This is a genomic window from Pseudomonas sp. IPO3778 (assembly GCF_013386825.1).
GTDB lineage: Bacteria > Pseudomonadota > Gammaproteobacteria > Pseudomonadales > Pseudomonadaceae > Aquipseudomonas.
Genome location: NZ_JACARC010000043.1, coordinates 45,556 through 65,278 on the forward strand (window position 1 = coordinate 45,556; position 19,723 = coordinate 65,278).

Sequence of the window (19,723 nt, forward strand, 5' to 3'; positions counted from 1 at the left end):
CTCTCCTCAGGCCGCGCCTAATTACTCGAACCAATGGGCTCGGGCGGCCATGATCAACTTGCCGGCACGATCATCGTCAATGCCGTCGATGTCGAGCAGGTCGTCAATAGACTGCTCGGCCAGGTCTTCGCGGGTAATTACGCCGCGCACCGCCAGTTCCATCGCCAAATCCTTGTCCATACCCTCAAGCGAGAGCAGGTCTTCGGCCGGATGGGCGTCTGCCAGCTTTTCCTCAGTAGCGATGGCTTTAGTCAACAAACGATCCTTGGCCCGAGCGCGAAGCTCGTTGACGGTGTCTTCGTCAAAGCCGTCGATGTTGAGCATTTCTTCCAACGGTACGTAGGCAATCTCTTCCAGGCTGGTGAAGCCTTCATCTACCAGCACCTGCGCCAGGTCTTCGTCGACTTCCAGCTCGTCGATGAAGTTGCGCAGGATGTCACCGGTTTCTGCTTGCTGCTTAGCCTGGATGTCCGATTCGGTCATCACGTTCAGGGTCCAGCCGGTCAACTGGCTGGCCAAACGTACGTTCTGACCACCGCGACCGATGGCCTGAGCCAGATTGTCTGCGCCAACGGCGATGTCCATTGCATGGGCATCCTCGTCAACGATAATTGCCGCCACTTCAGCAGGCGACATGGCGTTGATCACAAACTGCGCAGGGTTATCGTCCCACAGGACGATGTCCACACGCTCACCGCCCAATTCGCCCGATACGGCCTGGACACGCGAACCGCGCATACCAATGCAAGCACCTTGCGGGTCAATACGTTTGTCCTTGGAGCGGACCGCGATCTTGGCGCGCGAACCCGGGTCGCGGGACGCAGCCATGACTTCGATCAGGCCTTCGGCAATTTCCGGCACCTCAATACGGAACAGCTCGATCAGCATTTCCGGCGCGGTACGCGACAGGATCAACTGAGGGCCGCGGTTCTCGGTGCGGATTTCCTTGAGCAGCGCACGCAAACGCACGCCGACCCGGAAAGTTTCGCGGGAAATGATGTCTTCACGGGCCAGCAACGCCTCAGCGTTGTTACCCAGGTCGACGATCACGTTGTCGCGGGTGACTTTTTTCACGGTGCCGGAGATGATTTCCCCCAGGCGCTCGCGATAGGCGTCAACGACTTGAGCGCGCTCGGCTTCGCGGACCTTCTGCACGATGACTTGCTTGGCAGTCTGTGCAGCGATGCGGCCGAACTCGATGGATTCGATCTTTTCTTCTACGACATCACCGACCTGGGCGCCCGGGTGCGTTTCAGCAACCTTGCTTGGCCAGGTTTCGATGGCCGGATCATCAAGATCGGCTTCTTCGACGACCGTCCAGCGACGGAAAGTCTCGTAGGCACCGGTGTGGCGGTTGATTTCCACACGCAGATCAACTTCGTCTTCAAAACGCTTCTTGGTAGCAGTGGCCAAAGCCAGCTCCAGCGCTTCAAAAATCACGTTTGCCGGTACGCCCTTTTCATTGGATACCGACTCAACAACCAGCAGTACTTCTTTGCTCATCGTACGCCTCGCCTTTCGCAAGCCATTGGATCCGCGGGATCCGCGTCTCAGTCAAAACTGGGAATAATGTTGGCCTTGTCGATCATATCGATCGGCAACAGGAACTCATGGTCTTCTACCTGCACCACGACGTCCTGCTCTTCTACACCGCGCAGAAGGCCCTGAAAGTTGCGTCGCCCTTCAAAGGGAGAACGCAGCTTGATCTTCACTTGTTCACCGGCAAATTTTGCAAACTGATCAATAGTGAACAGTGGGCGTTCCATGCCAGGCGAGGAAACTTCGAGGGTATATTCAACAGCGATCGGATCTTCAACATCCAGGACACCGCTGATCTGACGGCTGACAATGGCACAATCGTCCACCAGCACGCCGCCCTCTTTATCGATATAAACGCGCAACATTGAGTGGCGACCTTGAGCCGAAAACTCAATACCCCAGCATTCATAGCCTAGGGCCACGACCACCGGGGCCAACAAGGCCTGCAACTCTTCTAGCTTGCTCGACACCTGAACCCCCTCGTGCATGTATGTGCATGCTGTGCAAAATAAAAAAATGGGCGAAACGCCCATCCTTGAAACGCCGTCGAACAGCGGCGTTGAAAGTGTCCAGCTAACAAAAAGCCCCTTAAAAGGGGCTCCGCTAAAACTGGTTGCGGGGGCCGGATTTGAACCGACGACCTTCGGGTTATGAGCCCGACGAGCTACCAGACTGCTCCACCCCGCGACAAAGCTGGGGCGGAAGTATACGACCGATCCCTTACAGGGTCAATGTAACCTTCCACCTACAAGAAAGCCCGCAACAGCGGGCTCTCCTGATAATTGGTACCGAGAAGGGGACTCGAACCCCTACACCCTATGGGCACAACCACCTCAAGGTTGCGTGTCTACCAATTCCACCACCTCGGCAATACAGCGTTTACAACCTTCTTACTTCTGCTCTTGAGCTGGAGGCACGTCAGTCGCTGGAGTAGCCGACTTTTGCTCTTGAAGCACCGGGACATCATCAGAAGCCGGTTTTGCTTTTGGTACTTCCAACACTGCTGGATTTGGGAGACCTACTTGAGTCAGCGCATGAGCTTTCTCTTTAGCAAAGTAACCTAACCCCAAGCTGGTTATGAAGAAACCGGCGGCAAGTATAGCAGTAAACTTACTAAGAAAGGTAGAGGAACCTTGGCTTCCGAACACAGTATTTGAAGCACCTGCCCCGAAAGACGCACCAGCGTCCGCACCTTTACCCTGCTGCAGCAAAACCAGAGCAACTACGCCCAGTGCACCCAGCAGATGAAAAACAACGATGACTGTTTCCAGCATTTTTTCAGTTTCCCGCGGCGCGACAAATCGCACCGAACTCATCTGCATTCAGGGAAGCTCCACCAATGAGCCCCCCATCGATATCCGGCATGCCGAACAGTTCGACCGCATTGGCCGCCTTCACGCTGCCGCCGTATAGAAGCCGCACACCTCGTGCGACCTCAGAATTCTCTGCCGCCAACTGCGCGCGAATGGCTGCATGCACATCCTGCGCTTGTTGCGGCGAAGCAGTCAGCCCGGTACCAATGGCCCAGACCGGCTCGTAAGCAATTACTGCATTTGCAAAGGCACCGACTCCCAGCTCCTCGATGATGCTGCCCAGCTGACGCCCGACAACTTCAAGAGTTTTTCCGGACTCACGCTGCTCAAGGGTCTCCCCTATGCACAACACCGGAATCAAGCCACAAGCCTGTGCCGCCGCGAATTTGCGATTGAGTGTCCCATCACGCTCGCCCATGATCTGGCGACGCTCGGAGTGCCCAACAAGCACCAGGGAACAACCCGCATCAACCAGCTGACTCGGTGCAATCTCACCGGTCAACGCACCTTGCATCGATTCCACCGCAGAGTTCTGCGCGCCGACCTGAATCGACTTGCCTTTCAAGCCATCAATCACTTGATTGATATACAAGCAAGGCGGGAATACCGCGACATCAACACCGCTAGGCAAGGCCAAATGACGAAGGCCGTTGATCAGCTCAGCGACACTGGCGCGGGTACCGTGCATCTTCCAGTTACCAGCTACCATAGTGCGACGCATGCTGTACCTCGTCGGTCAAAGTGGGCGCAGATGTTACCCAACCACATCATCACTGGCAAGCCGAATTCAGGCGCAAACTTCAGTTACCAGTTTTGCCAGCTCTTCGGCATAGCCGCGAACCTGTTTTTCGTCCTCGCCTTCGACCATTACGCGCACCAAAGGCTCGGTGCCTGACTTGCGCAGCAAGACCCGGCCACGGCCCGCCATGGCCGCAGTGACGCGCTCGCTGGCCTCTTTGACGGCAGGGTGCTCGATAGGGTTGTCACCGCCCGCAAAGCGCACGTTAAGCAGTACTTGCGGGCACTTGCGCAGTGCCTGACGCGCCTGGGCCAGGCTTTCTTCGCGACGACGCAGCGCCAACAGCACCTGCAGCGCCGCAATGATCGCGTCGCCGGTAGTCGTATGCTGGAAGCAGACGACATGCCCGGAGTTTTCGCCACCCACCTGCCAGTTACGCTCCAGCAGTTCAGCGATCACGTAGCGGTCACCGACATTGGCACGCACAAACGGAATACCCAAATCTGCCAGGGCGAGCTCCAAGCCGAGATTGCTCATCAAGGTGCCGACGACGCCGCCCTGCAGCTTGTTGCGCTCGTGCAAGTCGCGGGCAATGATGAACAGCAGATCGTCGCCATCAACAATTGCGCCGGTGTGGTCGACCATCAATACCCGATCACCATCACCATCAAACGCGATCCCCAGATCAGCATGTTCAGCCAGGACAGCCGCCTGCAACTGCCCCATATGGGTCGAGCCGCAGTTATCGTTGATGTTCAAGCCGTTGGGCTGGGCAGACAGGACGGTGACGTCTGCGCCAAGCTCCTTGAACACACTCGGCGCCACCTTATAGGTCGCACCGTGGGCGCAGTCGATGACGACTTTCAGCCCGGCAAAATTGGTGCTGCTCGGCACGCTGCTTTTGCAGAACTCGATGTAACGACCAGAAGCGTCGTTGATCCGCGAAACCTTACCCAGCTTGCTCGATTCGACGACGGTCATCGGCGCATCCAGCAACTCTTCGATCATGTGCTCGATCTCGTCCGGCAGCTTGGTGCCCTGGCCCGAGAAAAACTTGATGCCGTTGTCATCATGAGGATTGTGCGAAGCGCTGATCACAATACCGGCCTCAGCGTGAAAGGTACGCGTCAGGTAAGCGATCGCCGGCGTAGGCATCGGCCCCAGCAGCATCACATCAGCACCGGCAGCAGACAGACCCGCCTCCAGTGCAGACTCAAACATGTAACCCGAAATACGCGTGTCCTTGCCCACCAGGATGCGGCAGGCGCCCATGCTGCGGAACGCCATACCGGCAGCCCAGCCCAGCTTGAGCATGAAATCTGGAGTAATCGGAAATTCGCCGACCCGACCGCGGATGCCATCGGTGCCAAAATATTTTTTAGTCATAAGTGCTCCATCATTCTTATTCGGCTGATTCAACCGCTGCGATCATTCGCGCGACATCGACCGTCTCGGCCACGTCGTGCACACGCAAGATACGCGCGCCTTTGACCACGGCAAGTGCCGCGAGCGCCAGGCCGCCATGCAGCCGTTCACCCACCGGACGATTCAACGCCAGACCTATCATGCTCTTGCGCGAAACCCCAACCAACAGAGGGCGACCAAGGGCATGCAGGGATTCCATATGCTTGAACAGGCTTAAATTGTGCTGCAGGGTCTTGGCAAAGCCAAAACCCGGATCGAGGATGATCCTCTCGGGAGCAATCCCCGCTGCGGCGCACTGGGCCATGCGCCCGGCAAGAAAGTCTTTCACTTCACCGACCAGGTTGTCGTAATGCGGATCATCCTGCATCGTGCCCGGCTCCCCGAGCATATGCATCAGGCAGACCGGCAGGCCCGTGGCAGCCGCAGCATCCAGCGCGCCATCCCGCTGCAGGGAACGCACATCGTTGATCAGTCCTGCACCCAGCCGCGCAGTTTCGCGCATCACGGCGGGAGTAGAGGTATCGACAGAGATGATCACATCCAGCTCTCGGTGGATGCGCTCGACAATCGGCGCAACCCGCTCCAGCTCCTCCAGGGGAGAAACTGCACGCGCACCCGGACGGGTCGACTCACCACCGACGTCAATCAGGGTCGCCCCGGCAGCCACCATCGCTTCCGCATGGCGCAACGCAGCATCAAGCTGGCTGAAGCGGCCACCATCGGAAAAGGAATCAGGGGTTACGTTAAGAATGCCCATAACGTGCGTACGGGCCAAATCAAGAACCCGGCTGCCGCAAGGCAACCGGGTAGAGGACAACGCAGAAGTCATTTCAAACCTTAATGGTCAGCAGCCGGGCCGCCGATCGGGGCTTCAGGGCGTTCGTTCTGCACCACCGGCGGCGTGCCCGAAGTGCCTGAACCACCTTCCCAATCGCGAGGCTCGCGCGGCGTACGACCGGCCATGATGTCGTCGATCTGCTCGGCATCAATGGTTTCGTACTTCATCAAGGCATCCGCCATGGCGTCGAGCTTGTCACGGTTGTCGGTCAGGATCTGCTTGGCCGTGCCGTAGCACTGATCAATGATGCTGCGCACTTCCGAGTCAATCAGCTTGGCTGTCTCACCGGAGAAACTGGCAGCTTGACCGCCACCGCCGCGACCCAGGAACACCTCGCCCTCTTCCTCGGCGTACATCAAAGGACCGAGTTTTTCCGACAGGCCCCATTTGGTCACCATGTTCCGTGCGATCTGGCTGGCACGCATGATGTCGTTGGAGGCACCGGTAGTCACACCGTCGAAGCCCAGGGTCATCTCTTCAGCGATACGGCCGCCATACAGCGAGCAGATCTGGCTGATCAAGGCGCGCTTGGAGAGGCTGTAGCGATCCTCTTCCGGCAGGAACATGGTGACACCCAGCGCCCGACCACGGGGAATGATCGACACTTTGTAGACCGGGTCATGCTCAGGCACAACACGACCAACGATAGCGTGACCGGCTTCGTGATAAGCGGTGTTCTGCTTCTCTTTCTCGGACATGACCATGGATTTGCGCTCGGCGCCCATCATGATCTTGTCTTTCGCCAGCTCGAACTCTTTCATTTCAACGATGCGCTTGCCGGTACGGGCAGCGAACAGCGAAGCTTCGTTCACTAGGTTCGCAAGGTCAGCACCGGAGAAGCCTGGAGTACCACGGGCAATCACGGCCGGAGCCACGTCGTCGCCCATTGGCACTTTGCGCATGTGCACTTTCAGAATCTGTTCACGACCGCGAATGTCCGGAAGACCCACCACAACCTGACGGTCAAAACGGCCCGGACGCAGCAGCGCAGGGTCGAGTACGTCGGGACGGTTGGTTGCAGCGATCACGATGATGCCGTCGTTCATTTCGAAGCCGTCCATCTCAACCAGCAACTGGTTAAGGGTCTGCTCACGCTCATCATGACCGCCGCCCATGCCGGCGCCACGATGGCGACCAACGGCGTCGATTTCATCGATAAAGATGATGCATGGCGCGTGCTTCTTGGCCTGCTCGAACATATCGCGAACACGGCTGGCACCTACACCCACGAACATTTCAACGAAGTCGGAACCGGAAATGGTGAAGAAGGGTACTTTGGCCTCGCCAGCGATGGCCTTGGCCAACAGGGTTTTACCGGTACCTGGCGGACCAACCATCAGCACGCCACGAGGAATACGACCACCCAGGCGCTGGAACTTGCCCGGATCACGCAGGAACTCCACCAGTTCGCCCACTTCTTCCTTGGCTTCGTCGCAACCGGCAACGTCAGCCAAGGTCGTTTTCACCTGATCTTCGGAGAGCAGGCGCGCCTTGCTCTTGCCGAAGCTCATCGGCCCGCCCTTGCCTCCCGCACCACCTTGCATCTGGCGCATGAAGAACATGAACACGGCGATAATCACCAATATCGGGAAGCTGGCTACCAGGAGCTGGGTCCAGATGCTCTGCTGCTCAGGCTGTTTGCCTTCAACGACCACATGGTTATCCACCAGGTCGCCGATCAGGCCATTGTCCTGGATTGCCGGACGAATGGTCTTGAAGCTGTCGCCATCGTTGCGCTTGCCGGTAATCACGTAGCCGTCAACTGCTACGCGCTCGACCTTGCCATCCTTAACTTGCTGGATGAAGTCGGAATAGTTGAGGGTCTGCGGCTCGTTAGGGCTGGAGAAGTTGTTCATCACCGTCACGAGGACAGCCGCGATGATCAACCACAGGATCAGATTCTTTGCCATATCGTTCAATTAACTACCCTCTGAAGCAAGCTCCGCTACTGGCGCGTGCTTCGCATGATATTCACCGGCCTAACTTACTACATTACCTACAACTCTGGCAGGCGCCGTCTGTAACCCTTTGTGAAACTTTGACCACACAATATTCGTAAAGCTTCGTGACGAAAGCGATATAAAAAAACCTATCGCCTCCGTCAAATTCCTCAAAAACGCTCTTCACTGGCAGCGCCTTCAATGCCACGGAAACCACGACCCAGCAAATACTGCTCACGGGACCTGTCCCGGGAAGAGTCAGGCTTGCGTGTCTGCACCTTGTCGAACAGCTTGCGGATGTTCTTGTGATACTCGTCGAAGCCTTCACCCTGGAAGACCTTGACCAGAAAATCACCACCCGGACGTAGTACCCGTCCCGCCAGATCCAGTGCCAATTCGCAAAGGAACATGGCTCGCGGCATATCAACAGCGGGTAATCCACTCATATTGGGGGCCATATCGGAAATCACAAGGTCTACCTGCGAATTTCCGACCGCCTCGAGGATCTGTGCCAGCACTTCATCCTGGGTAAAATCGCCGTGAACAAAGGTCACGTCCGGGATGCTGTCCATTTCCAGGATATCGGAAGCGATCAAACGACCTTGCCCACCAATCAGACGACTGGTCACCTGGGACCAGCCACCCGGGGCGGCACCAAGGTCGATAACGCTCATGCCCGGACGGATCAACTTGTCCTTTTCCTGGATCTCCAGCAGCTTGTAGCTGGCCCGGGAGCGGTAGCCATCCTTTTGCGCCATTTTGACGTAAGGATCGTTGAAATGCTCTTGCAGCCACTTAAGGCTAGTTTTGGAACGGGCCACGGGCCACCTCGAAAATAAAACGGGTCGTGATTAACTGGGCGGTCCCGGACTCGCTCGGGTAAACTGGCCGCCGCTTTTTACAAGATCAGACGCAGGGGTCAGATTATGCCGCTCACTCAAGAGCAGAAGAAACAGTACAAATCCATTGGCCACCATCTGAAACCAGTTTTGACTGTGGCTGACAACGGTTTGACTGAAGGTGTGTTAGCCGAACTTGAACGCGCATTGGGCGATCACGAGCTGATCAAGATCAAGGTCAGCATCCTTGATCGCGAGGCGCGCTTGGCGGCCATTGCAGAACTGTGCAAAGCCGGCAAAGCGGACCTGGTTCAGGTCATCGGCAAGATGGCGCTGCTGTATCGCAAGAACTTCAGCGCCAACAAGCAACTGTCGAACGTACACCGCTTCAAGTGAAACAAGGGTCACGGGCGTGCTTCGCGCGCCCTGCCACTCCATCCTGGCGCCGGCTGTACAACCAGCACCAGCCCGGAAAACCCTAGCACAAGATAGCTGACCAGCTGCCAGCGCAACGCTTCCGGCAGAAAGATGCGCACCACGCAAAACATTGCGCACGCATACAGCGCCATCAACAGCAGTTGCCCGCGAATATCCCTCCACAAACTCCCCAAGCCTTCGGCCTTGATCAGCACCAGCGCCTGAAGCGTCACGCACGCCGCTGCAAAACCCACCAGCAACGCACTTAATAATCCGCCGACCTCATCGATCAGCAACGGTGCCAGGCCAATCAGGCCCAGCGCCGGCAGTACACCAATATGTAACAGCCATAGGCCGCCAACCCAAAGCATCTGGGCAAACTGCCAAAGCATGGCGCCCGCATGAAGCGGGCGCCGTCTTTCAGATGTGACGAACTTCGACAATCTCGTACTCGATCACGCCACCAGGCGTCTTGACGGCCACCACATCCCCCTCTTCCTTGGCAATCAAGGCGCGGGCCAGCGGCGAACCGACGGAGATCTTGCCGAGTTTGAAGTCGGCCTCGTCTTCACCCACGATGTGGTAAACCACACTTTCGTCAGTCTCGACGTTGGCGATTTCCACGGTGGTGCCAAAAATCACCTTGCCGGTCTTCGGAATGGTCGTAACGTCGATCACCACCGAGTTCTGCAGGCGGCCTTCGATGTCACGGATCCGCGCCTCGACCATACCTTGCTGCTCGCGGGCAGCATGGTATTCAGCGTTTTCCTTCAGGTCACCCAATTCCCGGGCCGTACCGATGTCCTGGCTCAGCTTGGGACGGACGACCTTGGTCAGGTGGGCGTGCTCTTCTTCCAGGGCTTTTGCGCCCTGGACGGTCATTGGGTATTTGATCATGCCTTCAATCCTGCGTGTAGATCCTGCAAGCGACGTACGGTTTTTTCAGGACCGAACTTGAGCGCTTCGCAGATAGCTTCGCCAGCAGCAATGGTGGTGGTGCAGTAGATCTTGTGCTGCAAGGCGTTACGACGAATGGAGTAGGAGTCCGCGATCGACTGGCGACCTTCGGTGGTGTTGATGATCAGGGTGACTTCGTCATTCTTGATCATGTCGACCACGTGTGGACGGCCTTCCGTCACCTTGTTCACGCGACGCACTTTCAGGCCGGCAGCCTCGATCAGCTTGGCGGTCCCGGCGGTAGCCACGACTTCGAAGCCCAAGTTGATCAGATCACGGGCCACGCCCGCAACCAGTGGCTTGTCGTCATCGCGCACGCTGATGAAGGCAGTACCGCCGGTCGGCAGCACTTCGCTGGCGCCCATCTGGGCCTTGGCGAACGCTTCACCGAAGGTATCGCCCACGCCCATCACTTCACCGGTGGACTTCATCTCTGGGCCCAGGATCGGGTCCACGCCAGGGAATTTGGCAAATGGGAACACCGCCTCTTTCACGCTGTAGAAGTTCGGAATGATTTCCTTGGTGAAGCCGATTTCCTTCAAGGTCTTACCGGCCATCACGCGGGCGGCAATCATCGCCAGGGATACACCGATGCACTTGGAAACAAATGGCACGGTACGCGAAGCGCGCGGGTTGACTTCGATGACGTAGATGTCTTCGCCTTGCAGCGCCAACTGTACGTTCATCAGGCCAACCACGCCGAGTTCCAGGGCCATTTTCTTGACCTGTTCACGCATCTCGTCCTGGATGTGCGCAGGCAGCGAGTACGGCGGCAGCGAGCACGCGGAGTCACCGGAGTGAACGCCAGCCTGTTCGATGTGCTGCATGATCGCGCCGATCACGACGTCGGTGCCGTCGCAGACCGCATCCACGTCCATTTCGATGGCGCAGTTGAGGAAGTGGTCCAGCAGCACCGGGCTGTCGTTGGACACTTTCACCGCATCACGCAGGTAACGCTTGAGTTCTTCTTCCTCGTAGACGATTTCCATCGCCCGGCCGCCCAATACGTAGGACGGACGCACCACCAGCGGGTAACCGATCTTGCTGGCTGCGCGGATCGCTTCGTCTTCGCTGCGCACGGTGGCGTTTGGCGGCTGACGCAGGTTCAGGCGCTCAACCATCTGCTGGAAGCGCTCACGGTCTTCGGCACGGTCGATCGCGTCAGGGCTGGTACCGATGATCGGCACGCCAGCAGCTTCGAGTGCGCGAGCCAGTTTCAACGGGGTTTGGCCGCCGTACTGGACGATCACGCCTTTTGGCTTCTCGACGCGACAGATTTCCAGTACGTCTTCCAGCGTTACCGGCTCGAAGTACAGACGGTCGGACGTGTCGTAGTCGGTGGAAACCGTTTCCGGGTTGCAGTTGACCATAATGGTCTCGTACCCGTCTTCGCGCAGGGCGAGGGCGGCGTGTACGCAGCAATAATCGAATTCGATGCCTTGGCCGATACGGTTTGGACCGCCACCCAGGATCATGATTTTGTCGCGGCCCGACGGCGCGGCTTCGCACTCTTCCTCGTAGGTGGAGTACATGTACGCGGTGTCAGTGGCGAACTCGGCCGCGCAAGTATCAACGCGCTTGTAGACCGGAAAGATATCCAGCTTGTGGCGATGCGTGCGCAGGTTCTTCTCGGTCACACCCAGCAGCTTGGCCAGGCGCATGTCGGAGAAGCCTTTGCGCTTGAGGCGGAACATCAGGTCGCGGTCGATAGAAGACAGGCCGAGGGTCTTGACCTTCTCTTCTTCCTTGATCAGATCTTCGATCTGTACCAGGAACCACGGGTCGATCATGTTCATGCCGAAGATGTCTTCGACGGTCATGCCGGCACGGAAGGCGTCAGCCACGTACCAGATACGCTCGGCACCTGGCACGGTCAGTTCGCGCTTGAGCACGCTCATGCTTTCCGGGTTGCTCAGGTCGAGCTTCTCGTCCAGACCGCAAACGCCCACTTCCAGGCCGCGCAGGGCTTTCTGCAAGGACTCCTGGAAGGTCCGGCCGATGGCCATGACTTCACCGACCGACTTCATCTGCGTGGTCAGGCGGGCGTCGGCTTTCGGGAATTTCTCGAAAGCGAAGCGTGGCAGCTTGGTGACGACGTAGTCGATCGACGGCTCGAAGGATGCCGGCGTTGCGCCGCCAGTGATTTCGTTCTGCAGCTCGTCCAGGGTGTAACCGATCGCCAGCTTGGCGGCGATGCGCGCAATCGGGAAGCCGGTCGCTTTCGATGCCAGCGCTGAAGAACGCGATACACGCGGGTTCATCTCGATCACAACCATGCGGCCAGTGTCCGGGCAGATGCCGAACTGGACGTTGGAGCCACCGGTTTCCACGCCGATCTCACGCAGCACCGCCAAAGAGGCGTTACGCATGATCTGGTATTCCTTGTCCGTCAGGGTCTGTGCCGGCGCCACGGTGATCGAGTCACCGGTGTGCACGCCCATCGGGTCGAAGTTTTCGATGGAGCAAACGATGATGCAGTTGTCCTTCTTATCGCGGACAACCTCCATCTCATATTCTTTCCAGCCGATCAGGGACTCGTCGATCAACAGCTCTTTGGTCGGAGACAAGTCCAGGCCGCGGGCGCAGATTTCTTCGAATTCTTCACGGTTGTAAGCAATACCGCCGCCGGTGCCGCCCATGGTGAAGGACGGACGGATGATGCACGGGAAGCCAAGCTTCTCGAGGACCGCGTTGGCCTCTTCCATGCTGTGGGCGATACCCGAACGCGGGCAATCAAGGCCGATGGACTTCATGGCCTTGTCGAAACGCGAACGGTCTTCAGCCTTGTCGATGGTGTCGGCATTGGCGCCGATCATCTCTACGCCGAACTTCTCCAGAACGCCTTCGCGCTCCAGGTCCAGTGCACAGTTCAGGGCGGTCTGGCCACCCATGGTTGGCAGCAGCGCGTCCGGACGCTCCTTCTCGATGATCTTGGCAACGGTCTGCCACTTGATCGGCTCGATGTAGGTGGCGTCGGCCATGTCCGGGTCGGTCATGATGGTGGCCGGGTTGGAGTTCACCAGGATGACGCGGTAACCCTCTTCGCGCAGGGCTTTACAGGCCTGGGCGCCGGAGTAGTCGAATTCGCAAGCCTGGCCGATCACGATCGGGCCAGCGCCGAGAATCAGGATGCTTTTTATGTCTGTACGTTTTGGCATGGGTTTGTCACTCAAATCCGCAGGTCAGTCGGCAAGCCGTCTTGAACAATCCTTGAAGAGCCTGAGGGGGCCGCCGGTTTCCCGGGCCACCCTCAGTCCGCTCAGTTAGCGTCGCTTGGCCATCTCATTGATGAAACGGTCGAACAGCGGCGCTACGTCGTTCGGGCCCGGGCTTGCTTCAGGGTGGCCCTGGAAGCTGAACGCGCTCTTGTCGGTGCGCTCGATGCCTTGCAGGGAGCCGTCGAACAGCGACTTGTGAATCGCCCGGACGTTGCCCGGCAGGGTCGCTTCATCCACCGCAAAACCGTGGTTCTGGCTGGTGATCATCACGACGCCCGTGTCCAGGTCCTGCACCGGGTGGTTGGCACCGTGGTGGCCATGGCCCATTTTCAGGGTCTTGGCGCCGGAGGCCAGGGCCAGCAGTTGGTGGCCGAGGCAGATACCGAATACCGGGATCTCGGTTTCCAGCACTTCCTTGATCGCCTTGATGGCGTAGTCGCAAGGCTCAGGGTCACCCGGGCCGTTGGACAGGAACACGCCGTCCGGCTGCAGGGCCAGTACGTCACTGGCCGGGGCTTGCGCCGGTACCACGGTCACGCGGCAACCGCGCTCGACCAGCATGCGCAGGATGTTGTGCTTGATACCGTAATCGTAGGCCACGACGTGGTAAGGCAACTCGGAAGCGTCGATGGTCGCGTGGCTGTCGGTCTTCAAGTCCCAGACAGTGGAGCGCCACTCGTACTGCTTCTTGGTGCTGACGACTTTCGCCAGGTCCATGCCTTTCAGACCAGGGAAACCTTGGGCGGCTGCAATCGCTGCTGCTTCGGAGATGTTGTCACCGGCCATGATGCAGCCGTTCTGCGAACCTTTTTCACGCAGGATGCGTGTCAGGCGGCGCGTATCGATACCGGCGATCGCCACAACGTTGTTGGCTTTCAGGTAATCGGACAGGGACATCGTGTTACGCCAGTTGCTCGCAACCAGTGGCAGGTCACGAATTACCAGACCCGCGGACCAGACACGATCAGACTCGGCGTCTTCCGGAGTAGTACCGGTGTTACCAATGTGCGGATAGGTCAGGGTAACGATCTGTTGGGCGTAGGAAGGATCGGTAAGGATTTCCTGATAGCCGGTCATGGCGGTGTTGAACACCACCTCTCCAACGGTCTGACCGTCGGCTCCAATGGCTTCGCCGCGAAAAATGCTGCCATCAGCAAGGGCGAGTATGGCTGGCTTAGTCAAGAAGACCTCCCGTAAATAAAGCCTGAAAGGGCGATCGCAGGTTGTAAAAAAGCGGAGTGACGTATGGACACGTCACCCCGCTTCTTCACCGAATTATTCTGCGCGCTTTTAGTGGACACACTAAAGCTGTAGCTTACAGAAAAAGGCTTTTTTGGTCCACCGCTAATGAGCCTTAAAGGCAGGGGAATGCGACAGGACGTCGCTTAGCGGGTAAAAACGGGGCCTTAGAATAATCCTGAGGCCCCGTTTTAGCTACTTCTTAATGCAGATCCAGCACGTCACGCATGTCGTACAGGGCCGGCGTACGACCCTCCAGCCAAAGCGCCGCACGCACGGCTCCCTTGGCGAACGTCATGCGGCTCGACGCTTTATGGGTGATCTCCAGACGCTCACCCTCGGTTGCGAACAGCACCGTGTGGTCGCCCACCACGTCACCGCCGCGAACGGTAGCAAAACCGATGGTGTCGCGAGCCCGGGCGCCAGTGTGACCTTCACGGCCATACACCGCCACCTTCGACAGATCCCGCCCCAGAGCATCGGCGATCGCCTCACCCATGCGCAGCGCCGTACCGGACGGCGCATCGATCTTGTGCCGGTGATGAGTCTCGATGATCTCGATGTCAGCCTCATCACCCATCACTCGCGCCGCCATGTCGAGCAGCTTCAGCGACAGATTGACGCCGACGCTGAAGTTGGCCGCGAACACGATAGGAATATCCTTGCCCGCCTCCACCAGCAACTGCTTTTGTTCGGCACTCAGCCCGGTAGTGCCAATCACCATGGCCTTGCCCGCCTTGCGGCAGAACGCCAGGTTTTTCAGCATCACTTCCGGCAGGGTGAAGTCGATCAGCACGTCGAACTCATCGGCAACCTGCTCCAGGCTGCCGGACAACGAAACGCCAATCCGCCCCAGGGACGCCAATTCACCCGCGTCTGCACCAATCAAGGTGCTGCCGGGACGAACAATCGCCGCCGTCAGCCCGGAGGCCGGCGAGCGCGCCTGTACGGCCTCAACCAGGGTTTTGCCCATGCGCCCGGCAGCGCCCATCACCGCGATACGTCGCATACTCACTTCCTTACAGGTCACCGAAGAAGCGCTTCACGCCTTCGAACCAGCCGGTGGTTTTTGGCGAATGCGTGTCGTCGCCGGCCAGTGAACTACGGAATTCTTCCAACAGTTCACGCTGACGACGACCCAGGTTCACCGGCGTTTCTACCGCCACACGGCACATCAAGTCGCCCGCACCGCCACCGCGCACCGGCGCAACGCCTTTGCCACGAATACGGAACTGCTTGCCGGTCTGCGTGCCCTCAGGAATCTTCAGCTTGACCCGACCGTCCAGCGTCGGGATTTCAAGCTCGCCACCCAAGGCCGCATCAACAAAACTGATTGGCACTTCACAGAACAGATGCTTGCCGTCGCGCTGGAAGATCGAGTGCTCGCGCACGTTGATCACCACGTACAGGTCGCCCGTCGGGCCACCCTGCGTACCCGCCTCCCCTTCGCCCGACAGACGAATGCGGTCACCGGTATCAACACCCGCCGGTACTTTCACCGAGAGGGTCTTGTACTCTTCGACACGCCCTTCGCCGTGGCACGAGTCGCACGGATCGGAAATGATCTTGCCCTGGCCATGGCAACGCGGGCAGGTTTGCTGCACCGAGAAGAAGCCTTGCTGCATGCGCACCTGACCAATACCGCCGCAGGTCGGGCAGGTGATCGGCGAGGAGCCCTTCTTCGCGCCCGAACCGTCGCATGGCTTGCAGTTGACCAGTGTCGGTACACGGATATTAACGCTGGTGCCGCGCACCGCTTCTTCCAGGTTCAGCTCCAGGGTGTAGCGCAGGTCGCTGCCACGCTGGGCACCGCCACGCTGACCACCGCGGCCGCCGCCAAAGAAGTCGCTGAACACGTCGCCGAAAATATCGGAGAAGTTCTGGCCACCAAAACCGGCACCGCCGCCACCCATGCTCGGGTCGACGCCGGCATGGCCATACTGATCGTAAGCCGCACGCTTGTTTGGATCACACAGGCATTCGTAGGCCTCGTTGGCCTCTTTGAACAGGTCTTCGGATTCTTTGTTATCCGGATTACGGTCCGGGTGGTGCTTCATTGCCAGGCGACGGTAAGCCTTTTTCAGGTCCGCCTCGCTGGAGCCGCGCTCCACACCCAACACTTCGTAATAGTCACGCTTTGCCATAAGTCTTTGCACTCTTAAGGACGTCCGGCAAAACCCTCCTGAGCCTTGCCAAACTCGTTGAGCCCCAATACAGGCCCGGACCCAACTCACGTCAATTCAACGATCCTGGTCGTTACTGTTTTCAGCCGGAAACCGGCCAAAAACGCGGTGACTGTCGTCCGGAAAGCAGGAGCATTCCCGATCACACCGCCAGCATCCGAGCGTTGTCGCATGCTGTAAAAATTCGCGTACCCCAGACACGCCAACGCGGGAGCAAGCTCCCGCGCGGCGACATCCTACCAGTCACCGCTTGTGAGCGGTCAACCGGGCGACCAAGTTACTTCTGGTCTTTAACTTCTTCGAACTCGGCATCGACAACATCGTCGTGCTTGGCTTCAGGTTCTGCCTGGTGTGCAGCACCGTCAGCCGGCTGGCCTTGTTCGGCGTACATTTTCTGAGCGACTGGCGCAGAGACTTTCGACAGCTCTTCAACCTTGGCTTCGATAGCGGCCTTGTCGTCGCCTTTAACGGCAGCTTCCAGGGCAACTACTGCGGCTTCGATTGCAGTTTTCTCTTCGGCAGTCACTTTGTCGCCAGCGTCAGCGATCATTTTGCGAGTCGAGTGAACCAGCGCGTCGCCTTGGTTGCGGGCTGCTGCCAGTTCTTCGAACTTGCGGTCTTCGTCGGCGTTGGCTTCAGCATCACGGATCATCTGCTGGATTTCTTCCTCGGACAGACCCGAGTTAGCCTTGATCACGATCGACTGAGTCTTGCCGGTGGCCTTGTCTTTGGCACCTACGTGCAGAATGCCGTTGGCGTCGATGTCGAAGGTCACTTCAATTTGTGGCACGCCACGTGGTGCTGGTGGAATCTCGGCCAGGTCGAACTTGCCCAGGGACTTGTTCTGACCGGCTTGCTTACGCTCACCTTGCAGCACGTGAATGGTCACGGCGCCCTGGTTGTCGTCGGCAGTCGAGAACACTTGGGATTTCTTGGTAGGAATCGTGGTGTTTTTCTCGATCAGCGCAGTCATCACGCCACCCATGGTTTCGATACCCAGGGTCAGCGGGCTTACGTCCAGCAGCAGAACGTCTTTCACGTCGCCGGCCAATACCGCACCCTGGATGGCAGCACCCATGGCAACCGCTTCGTCCGGGTTCACGTCTTTACGGGCTTCTTTACCGAAGAACTCGGTCACCAGCTTCTGAACCAGTGGCATACGGGTCTGACCGCCTACCAGGATCACGTCGTTGATCGCGCCAACGTCGATACCCGAGTCTTTCAGCGCAATGCGGCAAGGCTCGATGGTGCGTTGAACCAGGTCTTCTACCAGCGCTTCCAGCTTGGCGCGGGAGATTTTCACGTTCAAGTGCTTAGGACCGGTGGCGTCTGCAGTGATGTACGGCAGGTTCACGTCGGTCGAATTGCTCGAAGACAGCTCGATCTTGGCTTTCTCAGCGGCTTCTTTCAGGCGCTGCATGGCCAGCGGGTCACCTTTGAGGTTCATGCCGCTTTCTTTCTTGAATTCGTCAACGAGGTAGTCGATCAGACGAATGTCAAAGTCTTCACCGCCCAGGAACGTGTCACCGTTGGTGGCCAACACTTCAAACTGGTGCTCGCCATCGACTTCAGCGATTTCGATCACGGAAACGTCGAAGGTACCGCCACCCAGGTCGTAAACGATCACGGTGTGGTCGCCCTTGGCCTTGTCCATACCGTAAGCCAGAGCGGCTGCGGTAGGTTCGTTGATGATCCGTTTTACGTCCAGGCCAGCAATACGGCCGGCGTCTTTGGTCGCCTGGCGCTGGCTGTCGTTGAAGTAGGCCGGAACGGTGATCACCGCTTCAGTCACTGCTTCACCGAGGTAGTCTTCGGCGGTTTTCTTCATCTTTTTCAAGATTTCAGCCGAGATCTGTGGCGGCGACATCTTCTGGCCGTTCACTTCAACCCAGGCGTCACCGTTGTCAGCCTTGGCGATTTTGTACGGGACCATCTTGATGTCTTTCTGTACGACTTCTTCGTCGAACTTACGACCGATCAGACGCTTCACCGCGTACAGGGTGTTATGCGGATTGGTCACAGCCTGACGCTTGGCGGACTGGCCCACCAGGATTTCGCCGTCGTTGGCATAAGCCACGATGGACGGGGTGGTACGTGCGCCTTCGGCGTTTTCAATAACTTTGGATACGCCGTTTTCCAGCACGGAGACGCAGGAGTTGGTAGTCCCCAGGTCGATACCGATAATTTTGCCCATGATTTACTCTCCCGAAACTTAGATTTTTTTGCCGCAGCAGTGGTGGCTAACTGCGGCAGTGCTTAAACGCTTGACTTATAGATGGGGCCGTTACGACTTATTTCAAGCCTGCTCATCAATCGAAGGTGCAACCGGTGCAGGAGCCTTGCTCACCACAACCATTGCCGGGCGCAGCAAGCGACCGTTGAGCTGATAACCCTTCTGGAACACCTTCAAGACACTGTTCGGCTCAAGATCAGCGTTTTCCTGCATCGCCATTGCCTGGTGATGCTCGGCATTGAACGGCTCACCGCCTTGCGGATCGATAGCTTCCAGCTGATAACGCTTCAGGGTGTCCTGGAACATTTTCAGGGTCAGTTCGATCCCTTCGCGCATTGGGCGGATGTTTTCGTCGTCCGGGTTGGACAGCTCAAGGCCGCGCTCCAGGCTGTCGATGATCGGCAACAGATCACCGGCAAATTTTTCCAGGGCGAACTTGTGAGCTTTTTCTACATCCTGCTCGGCGCGGCGGCGGACGTTCTGCAGATCGGCGGCAACACGCAACGATTGATCCTGTGCGCCTGCCAATTGCTCTTCGAGCACTTGCACACGAGCGGCCAGGTCTTCACCTGCTGCCTGGTTGGCGTCTGGATTTTGCGTATCCTGCGTCTGTTCGTCAGCCATAGATTTCTCCTTTCAAAATCATGCGCGAACTCGACTCGCGCTTCTGTTCCGGTATATGGGGCCACAATTTTCAGGTTCAAGGGTGGAGGCGTTACCAAAAGTCTTTCAGTTGTCCGGGATCAATTCCCCACAGTCATTCCTTGCCGCACTTAAAAAGGCAGTCATTCAAGCAAATCGAACTAAGCATCAGGATTGTCACCCTCAAACAAAACACTGTAT

General features: G+C 58.0%; 17 protein-coding genes and 2 tRNA genes. 1 reads left to right on the forward strand and 18 read right to left on the reverse strand.

Annotated features, from left to right (window positions below; all coding sequences use genetic code 11):
- Nucleotides 1–21: 21 nt before the first annotated feature.
- From nusA to rlmE, 10 genes are all read right to left on the reverse strand, one after another.
- The gene (gene nusA / locus HX855_RS23175; RefSeq protein ID WP_003212187.1) at nt 22–1,503 is read right to left on the reverse strand and encodes a transcription termination factor NusA; all 1,482 of its coding nucleotides are present in this window, start codon (nt 1,501–1,503) and stop codon (nt 22–24) included.
- Between the two features lie 47 nt (nt 1,504–1,550).
- A complete protein-coding gene (gene rimP, locus HX855_RS23180) occupies nt 1,551–2,009 on the reverse strand; it encodes a ribosome maturation factor RimP (RefSeq protein ID WP_032865935.1) in 459 nt (152 codons plus the stop codon).
- 140 nt (nt 2,010–2,149) lie between these two features.
- A tRNA-Met gene (locus HX855_RS23185) sits at nt 2,150–2,226 on the reverse strand.
- Nucleotides 2,227–2,322: 96 nt separating this feature from the next.
- Nucleotides 2,323–2,408, reverse strand: a tRNA-Leu gene (locus HX855_RS23190).
- A 21-nt stretch (nt 2,409–2,429) separates the two neighbouring features.
- Nucleotides 2,430–2,813 (reverse strand): preprotein translocase subunit SecG, encoded by a 384-nt coding sequence (gene secG, locus HX855_RS23195; protein WP_177089532.1) that lies wholly within the window; start codon nt 2,811–2,813, stop codon nt 2,430–2,432.
- 4 nt (nt 2,814–2,817) lie between these two features.
- Nucleotides 2,818–3,573 (reverse strand): triose-phosphate isomerase, encoded by a 756-nt coding sequence (gene tpiA, locus HX855_RS23200; protein WP_063033212.1) that lies wholly within the window; start codon nt 3,571–3,573, stop codon nt 2,818–2,820.
- A gap of 66 nt (nt 3,574–3,639) precedes the next feature.
- Nucleotides 3,640–4,977 (reverse strand): phosphoglucosamine mutase, encoded by a 1,338-nt coding sequence (gene glmM, locus HX855_RS23205; protein WP_177089467.1) that lies wholly within the window; start codon nt 4,975–4,977, stop codon nt 3,640–3,642.
- A 16-nt stretch (nt 4,978–4,993) separates the two neighbouring features.
- Nucleotides 4,994–5,845 (reverse strand): dihydropteroate synthase, encoded by an 852-nt coding sequence (gene folP / locus HX855_RS23210; RefSeq protein ID WP_177089468.1) that lies wholly within the window; start codon nt 5,843–5,845, stop codon nt 4,994–4,996.
- An 8-nt stretch (nt 5,846–5,853) separates the two neighbouring features.
- Nucleotides 5,854–7,764: an ATP-dependent zinc metalloprotease FtsH gene (gene ftsH / locus HX855_RS23215; protein ID WP_008436840.1), complete on the reverse strand. Its 1,911-nt coding sequence runs from the start codon at nt 7,762–7,764 to the stop codon at nt 5,854–5,856.
- Nucleotides 7,765–7,964: 200 nt separating this feature from the next.
- On the reverse strand, nt 7,965–8,615 hold the full coding sequence (rlmE, locus tag HX855_RS23220; RefSeq protein WP_003212203.1) for a 23S rRNA (uridine(2552)-2'-O)-methyltransferase RlmE: 651 nt from the start codon (nt 8,613–8,615) through the stop codon (nt 7,965–7,967).
- A 105-nt stretch (nt 8,616–8,720) separates the two neighbouring features.
- Here rlmE and yhbY point away from each other — a divergent pair, with 105 nt between their 5' ends.
- Nucleotides 8,721–9,029, forward strand: coding sequence for a ribosome assembly RNA-binding protein YhbY (gene yhbY, locus HX855_RS23225; RefSeq protein ID WP_177089469.1), 309 nt, complete (start codon nt 8,721–8,723; stop codon nt 9,027–9,029).
- An 8-nt stretch (nt 9,030–9,037) separates the two neighbouring features.
- Here the strand turns inward: yhbY and HX855_RS23230 are convergent, their stop codons facing one another.
- From HX855_RS23230 to grpE, 8 genes are all read right to left on the reverse strand, one after another.
- Nucleotides 9,038–9,442: an MFS transporter gene (locus HX855_RS23230; protein WP_177089470.1), complete on the reverse strand. Its 405-nt coding sequence runs from the start codon at nt 9,440–9,442 to the stop codon at nt 9,038–9,040.
- Between the two features lie 28 nt (nt 9,443–9,470).
- Nucleotides 9,471–9,947, reverse strand: coding sequence for a transcription elongation factor GreA (gene greA, locus HX855_RS23235; protein WP_010174313.1), 477 nt, complete (start codon nt 9,945–9,947; stop codon nt 9,471–9,473).
- Entirely contained in the window at nt 9,944–13,165 is a 3,222-nt protein-coding gene (carB, locus tag HX855_RS23240; protein WP_177089471.1) for a carbamoyl-phosphate synthase large subunit, read from the reverse strand. Before carB ends, greA begins: the two co-directional genes overlap by 4 nt.
- A 105-nt stretch (nt 13,166–13,270) precedes the next feature.
- Nucleotides 13,271–14,407 carry a glutamine-hydrolyzing carbamoyl-phosphate synthase small subunit gene (carA, locus tag HX855_RS23245; protein ID WP_177089472.1) on the reverse strand — a complete coding sequence of 379 codons (1,137 nt, stop codon included), beginning with the start codon at nt 14,405–14,407 and terminating at the stop codon, nt 13,271–13,273.
- Nucleotides 14,408–14,666: 259 nt separating this feature from the next.
- The gene (gene dapB / locus HX855_RS23250; RefSeq protein WP_177089473.1) at nt 14,667–15,473 is read right to left on the reverse strand and encodes a 4-hydroxy-tetrahydrodipicolinate reductase; all 807 of its coding nucleotides are present in this window, start codon (nt 15,471–15,473) and stop codon (nt 14,667–14,669) included.
- A gap of 10 nt (nt 15,474–15,483) precedes the next feature.
- Nucleotides 15,484–16,608, reverse strand: coding sequence for a molecular chaperone DnaJ (gene dnaJ / locus HX855_RS23255; RefSeq protein ID WP_010174305.1), 1,125 nt, complete (start codon nt 16,606–16,608; stop codon nt 15,484–15,486).
- A gap of 316 nt (nt 16,609–16,924) precedes the next feature.
- Entirely contained in the window at nt 16,925–18,841 is a 1,917-nt protein-coding gene (gene dnaK, locus HX855_RS23260; RefSeq protein WP_003212222.1) for a molecular chaperone DnaK, read from the reverse strand.
- 102 nt (nt 18,842–18,943) lie between these two features.
- A complete protein-coding gene (gene grpE, locus HX855_RS23265) occupies nt 18,944–19,504 on the reverse strand; it encodes a nucleotide exchange factor GrpE (RefSeq protein ID WP_003212224.1) in 561 nt (186 codons plus the stop codon).
- Nucleotides 19,505–19,723 lie beyond the last annotated feature (219 nt).

Bases quoted from the DNA above. Each gene is read 5' to 3' on its own strand.
- yhbY (WP_177089469.1), top strand. From the start codon at position 8,721: ATGCCGCTCACTCAAGAGCAGAAGAAACAGTACAAATCCATTGGCCAC.
- dnaK (WP_003212222.1), bottom strand. From the start codon at position 18,841: ATGGGCAAAATTATCGGTATCGACCTGGGGACTACCAACTCCTGCGTC.
- carB (WP_177089471.1), bottom strand. From the start codon at position 13,165: ATGCCAAAACGTACAGACATAAAAAGCATCCTGATTCTCGGCGCTGGC.
- dnaJ (WP_010174305.1), bottom strand. From the start codon at position 16,608: ATGGCAAAGCGTGACTATTACGAAGTGTTGGGTGTGGAGCGCGGCTCC.
- tpiA (WP_063033212.1), bottom strand. From the start codon at position 3,573: ATGCGTCGCACTATGGTAGCTGGTAACTGGAAGATGCACGGTACCCGC.
- nusA (WP_003212187.1), bottom strand. From the start codon at position 1,503: ATGAGCAAAGAAGTACTGCTGGTTGTTGAGTCGGTATCCAATGAAAAG.
- secG (WP_177089532.1), bottom strand. From the start codon at position 2,813: ATGCTGGAAACAGTCATCGTTGTTTTTCATCTGCTGGGTGCACTGGGC.
- folP (WP_177089468.1), bottom strand. From the start codon at position 5,845: ATGACTTCTGCGTTGTCCTCTACCCGGTTGCCTTGCGGCAGCCGGGTT.
- glmM (WP_177089467.1), bottom strand. From the start codon at position 4,977: ATGACTAAAAAATATTTTGGCACCGATGGCATCCGCGGTCGGGTCGGC.
- grpE (WP_003212224.1), bottom strand. From the start codon at position 19,504: ATGGCTGACGAACAGACGCAGGATACGCAAAATCCAGACGCCAACCAG.
- dapB (WP_177089473.1), bottom strand. From the start codon at position 15,473: ATGCGACGTATCGCGGTGATGGGCGCTGCCGGGCGCATGGGCAAAACC.
- ftsH (WP_008436840.1), bottom strand. From the start codon at position 7,764: ATGGCAAAGAATCTGATCCTGTGGTTGATCATCGCGGCTGTCCTCGTG.
- HX855_RS23230 (WP_177089470.1), bottom strand. From the start codon at position 9,442: ATGCTTTGGCAGTTTGCCCAGATGCTTTGGGTTGGCGGCCTATGGCTG.
- greA (WP_010174313.1), bottom strand. From the start codon at position 9,947: ATGATCAAATACCCAATGACCGTCCAGGGCGCAAAAGCCCTGGAAGAA.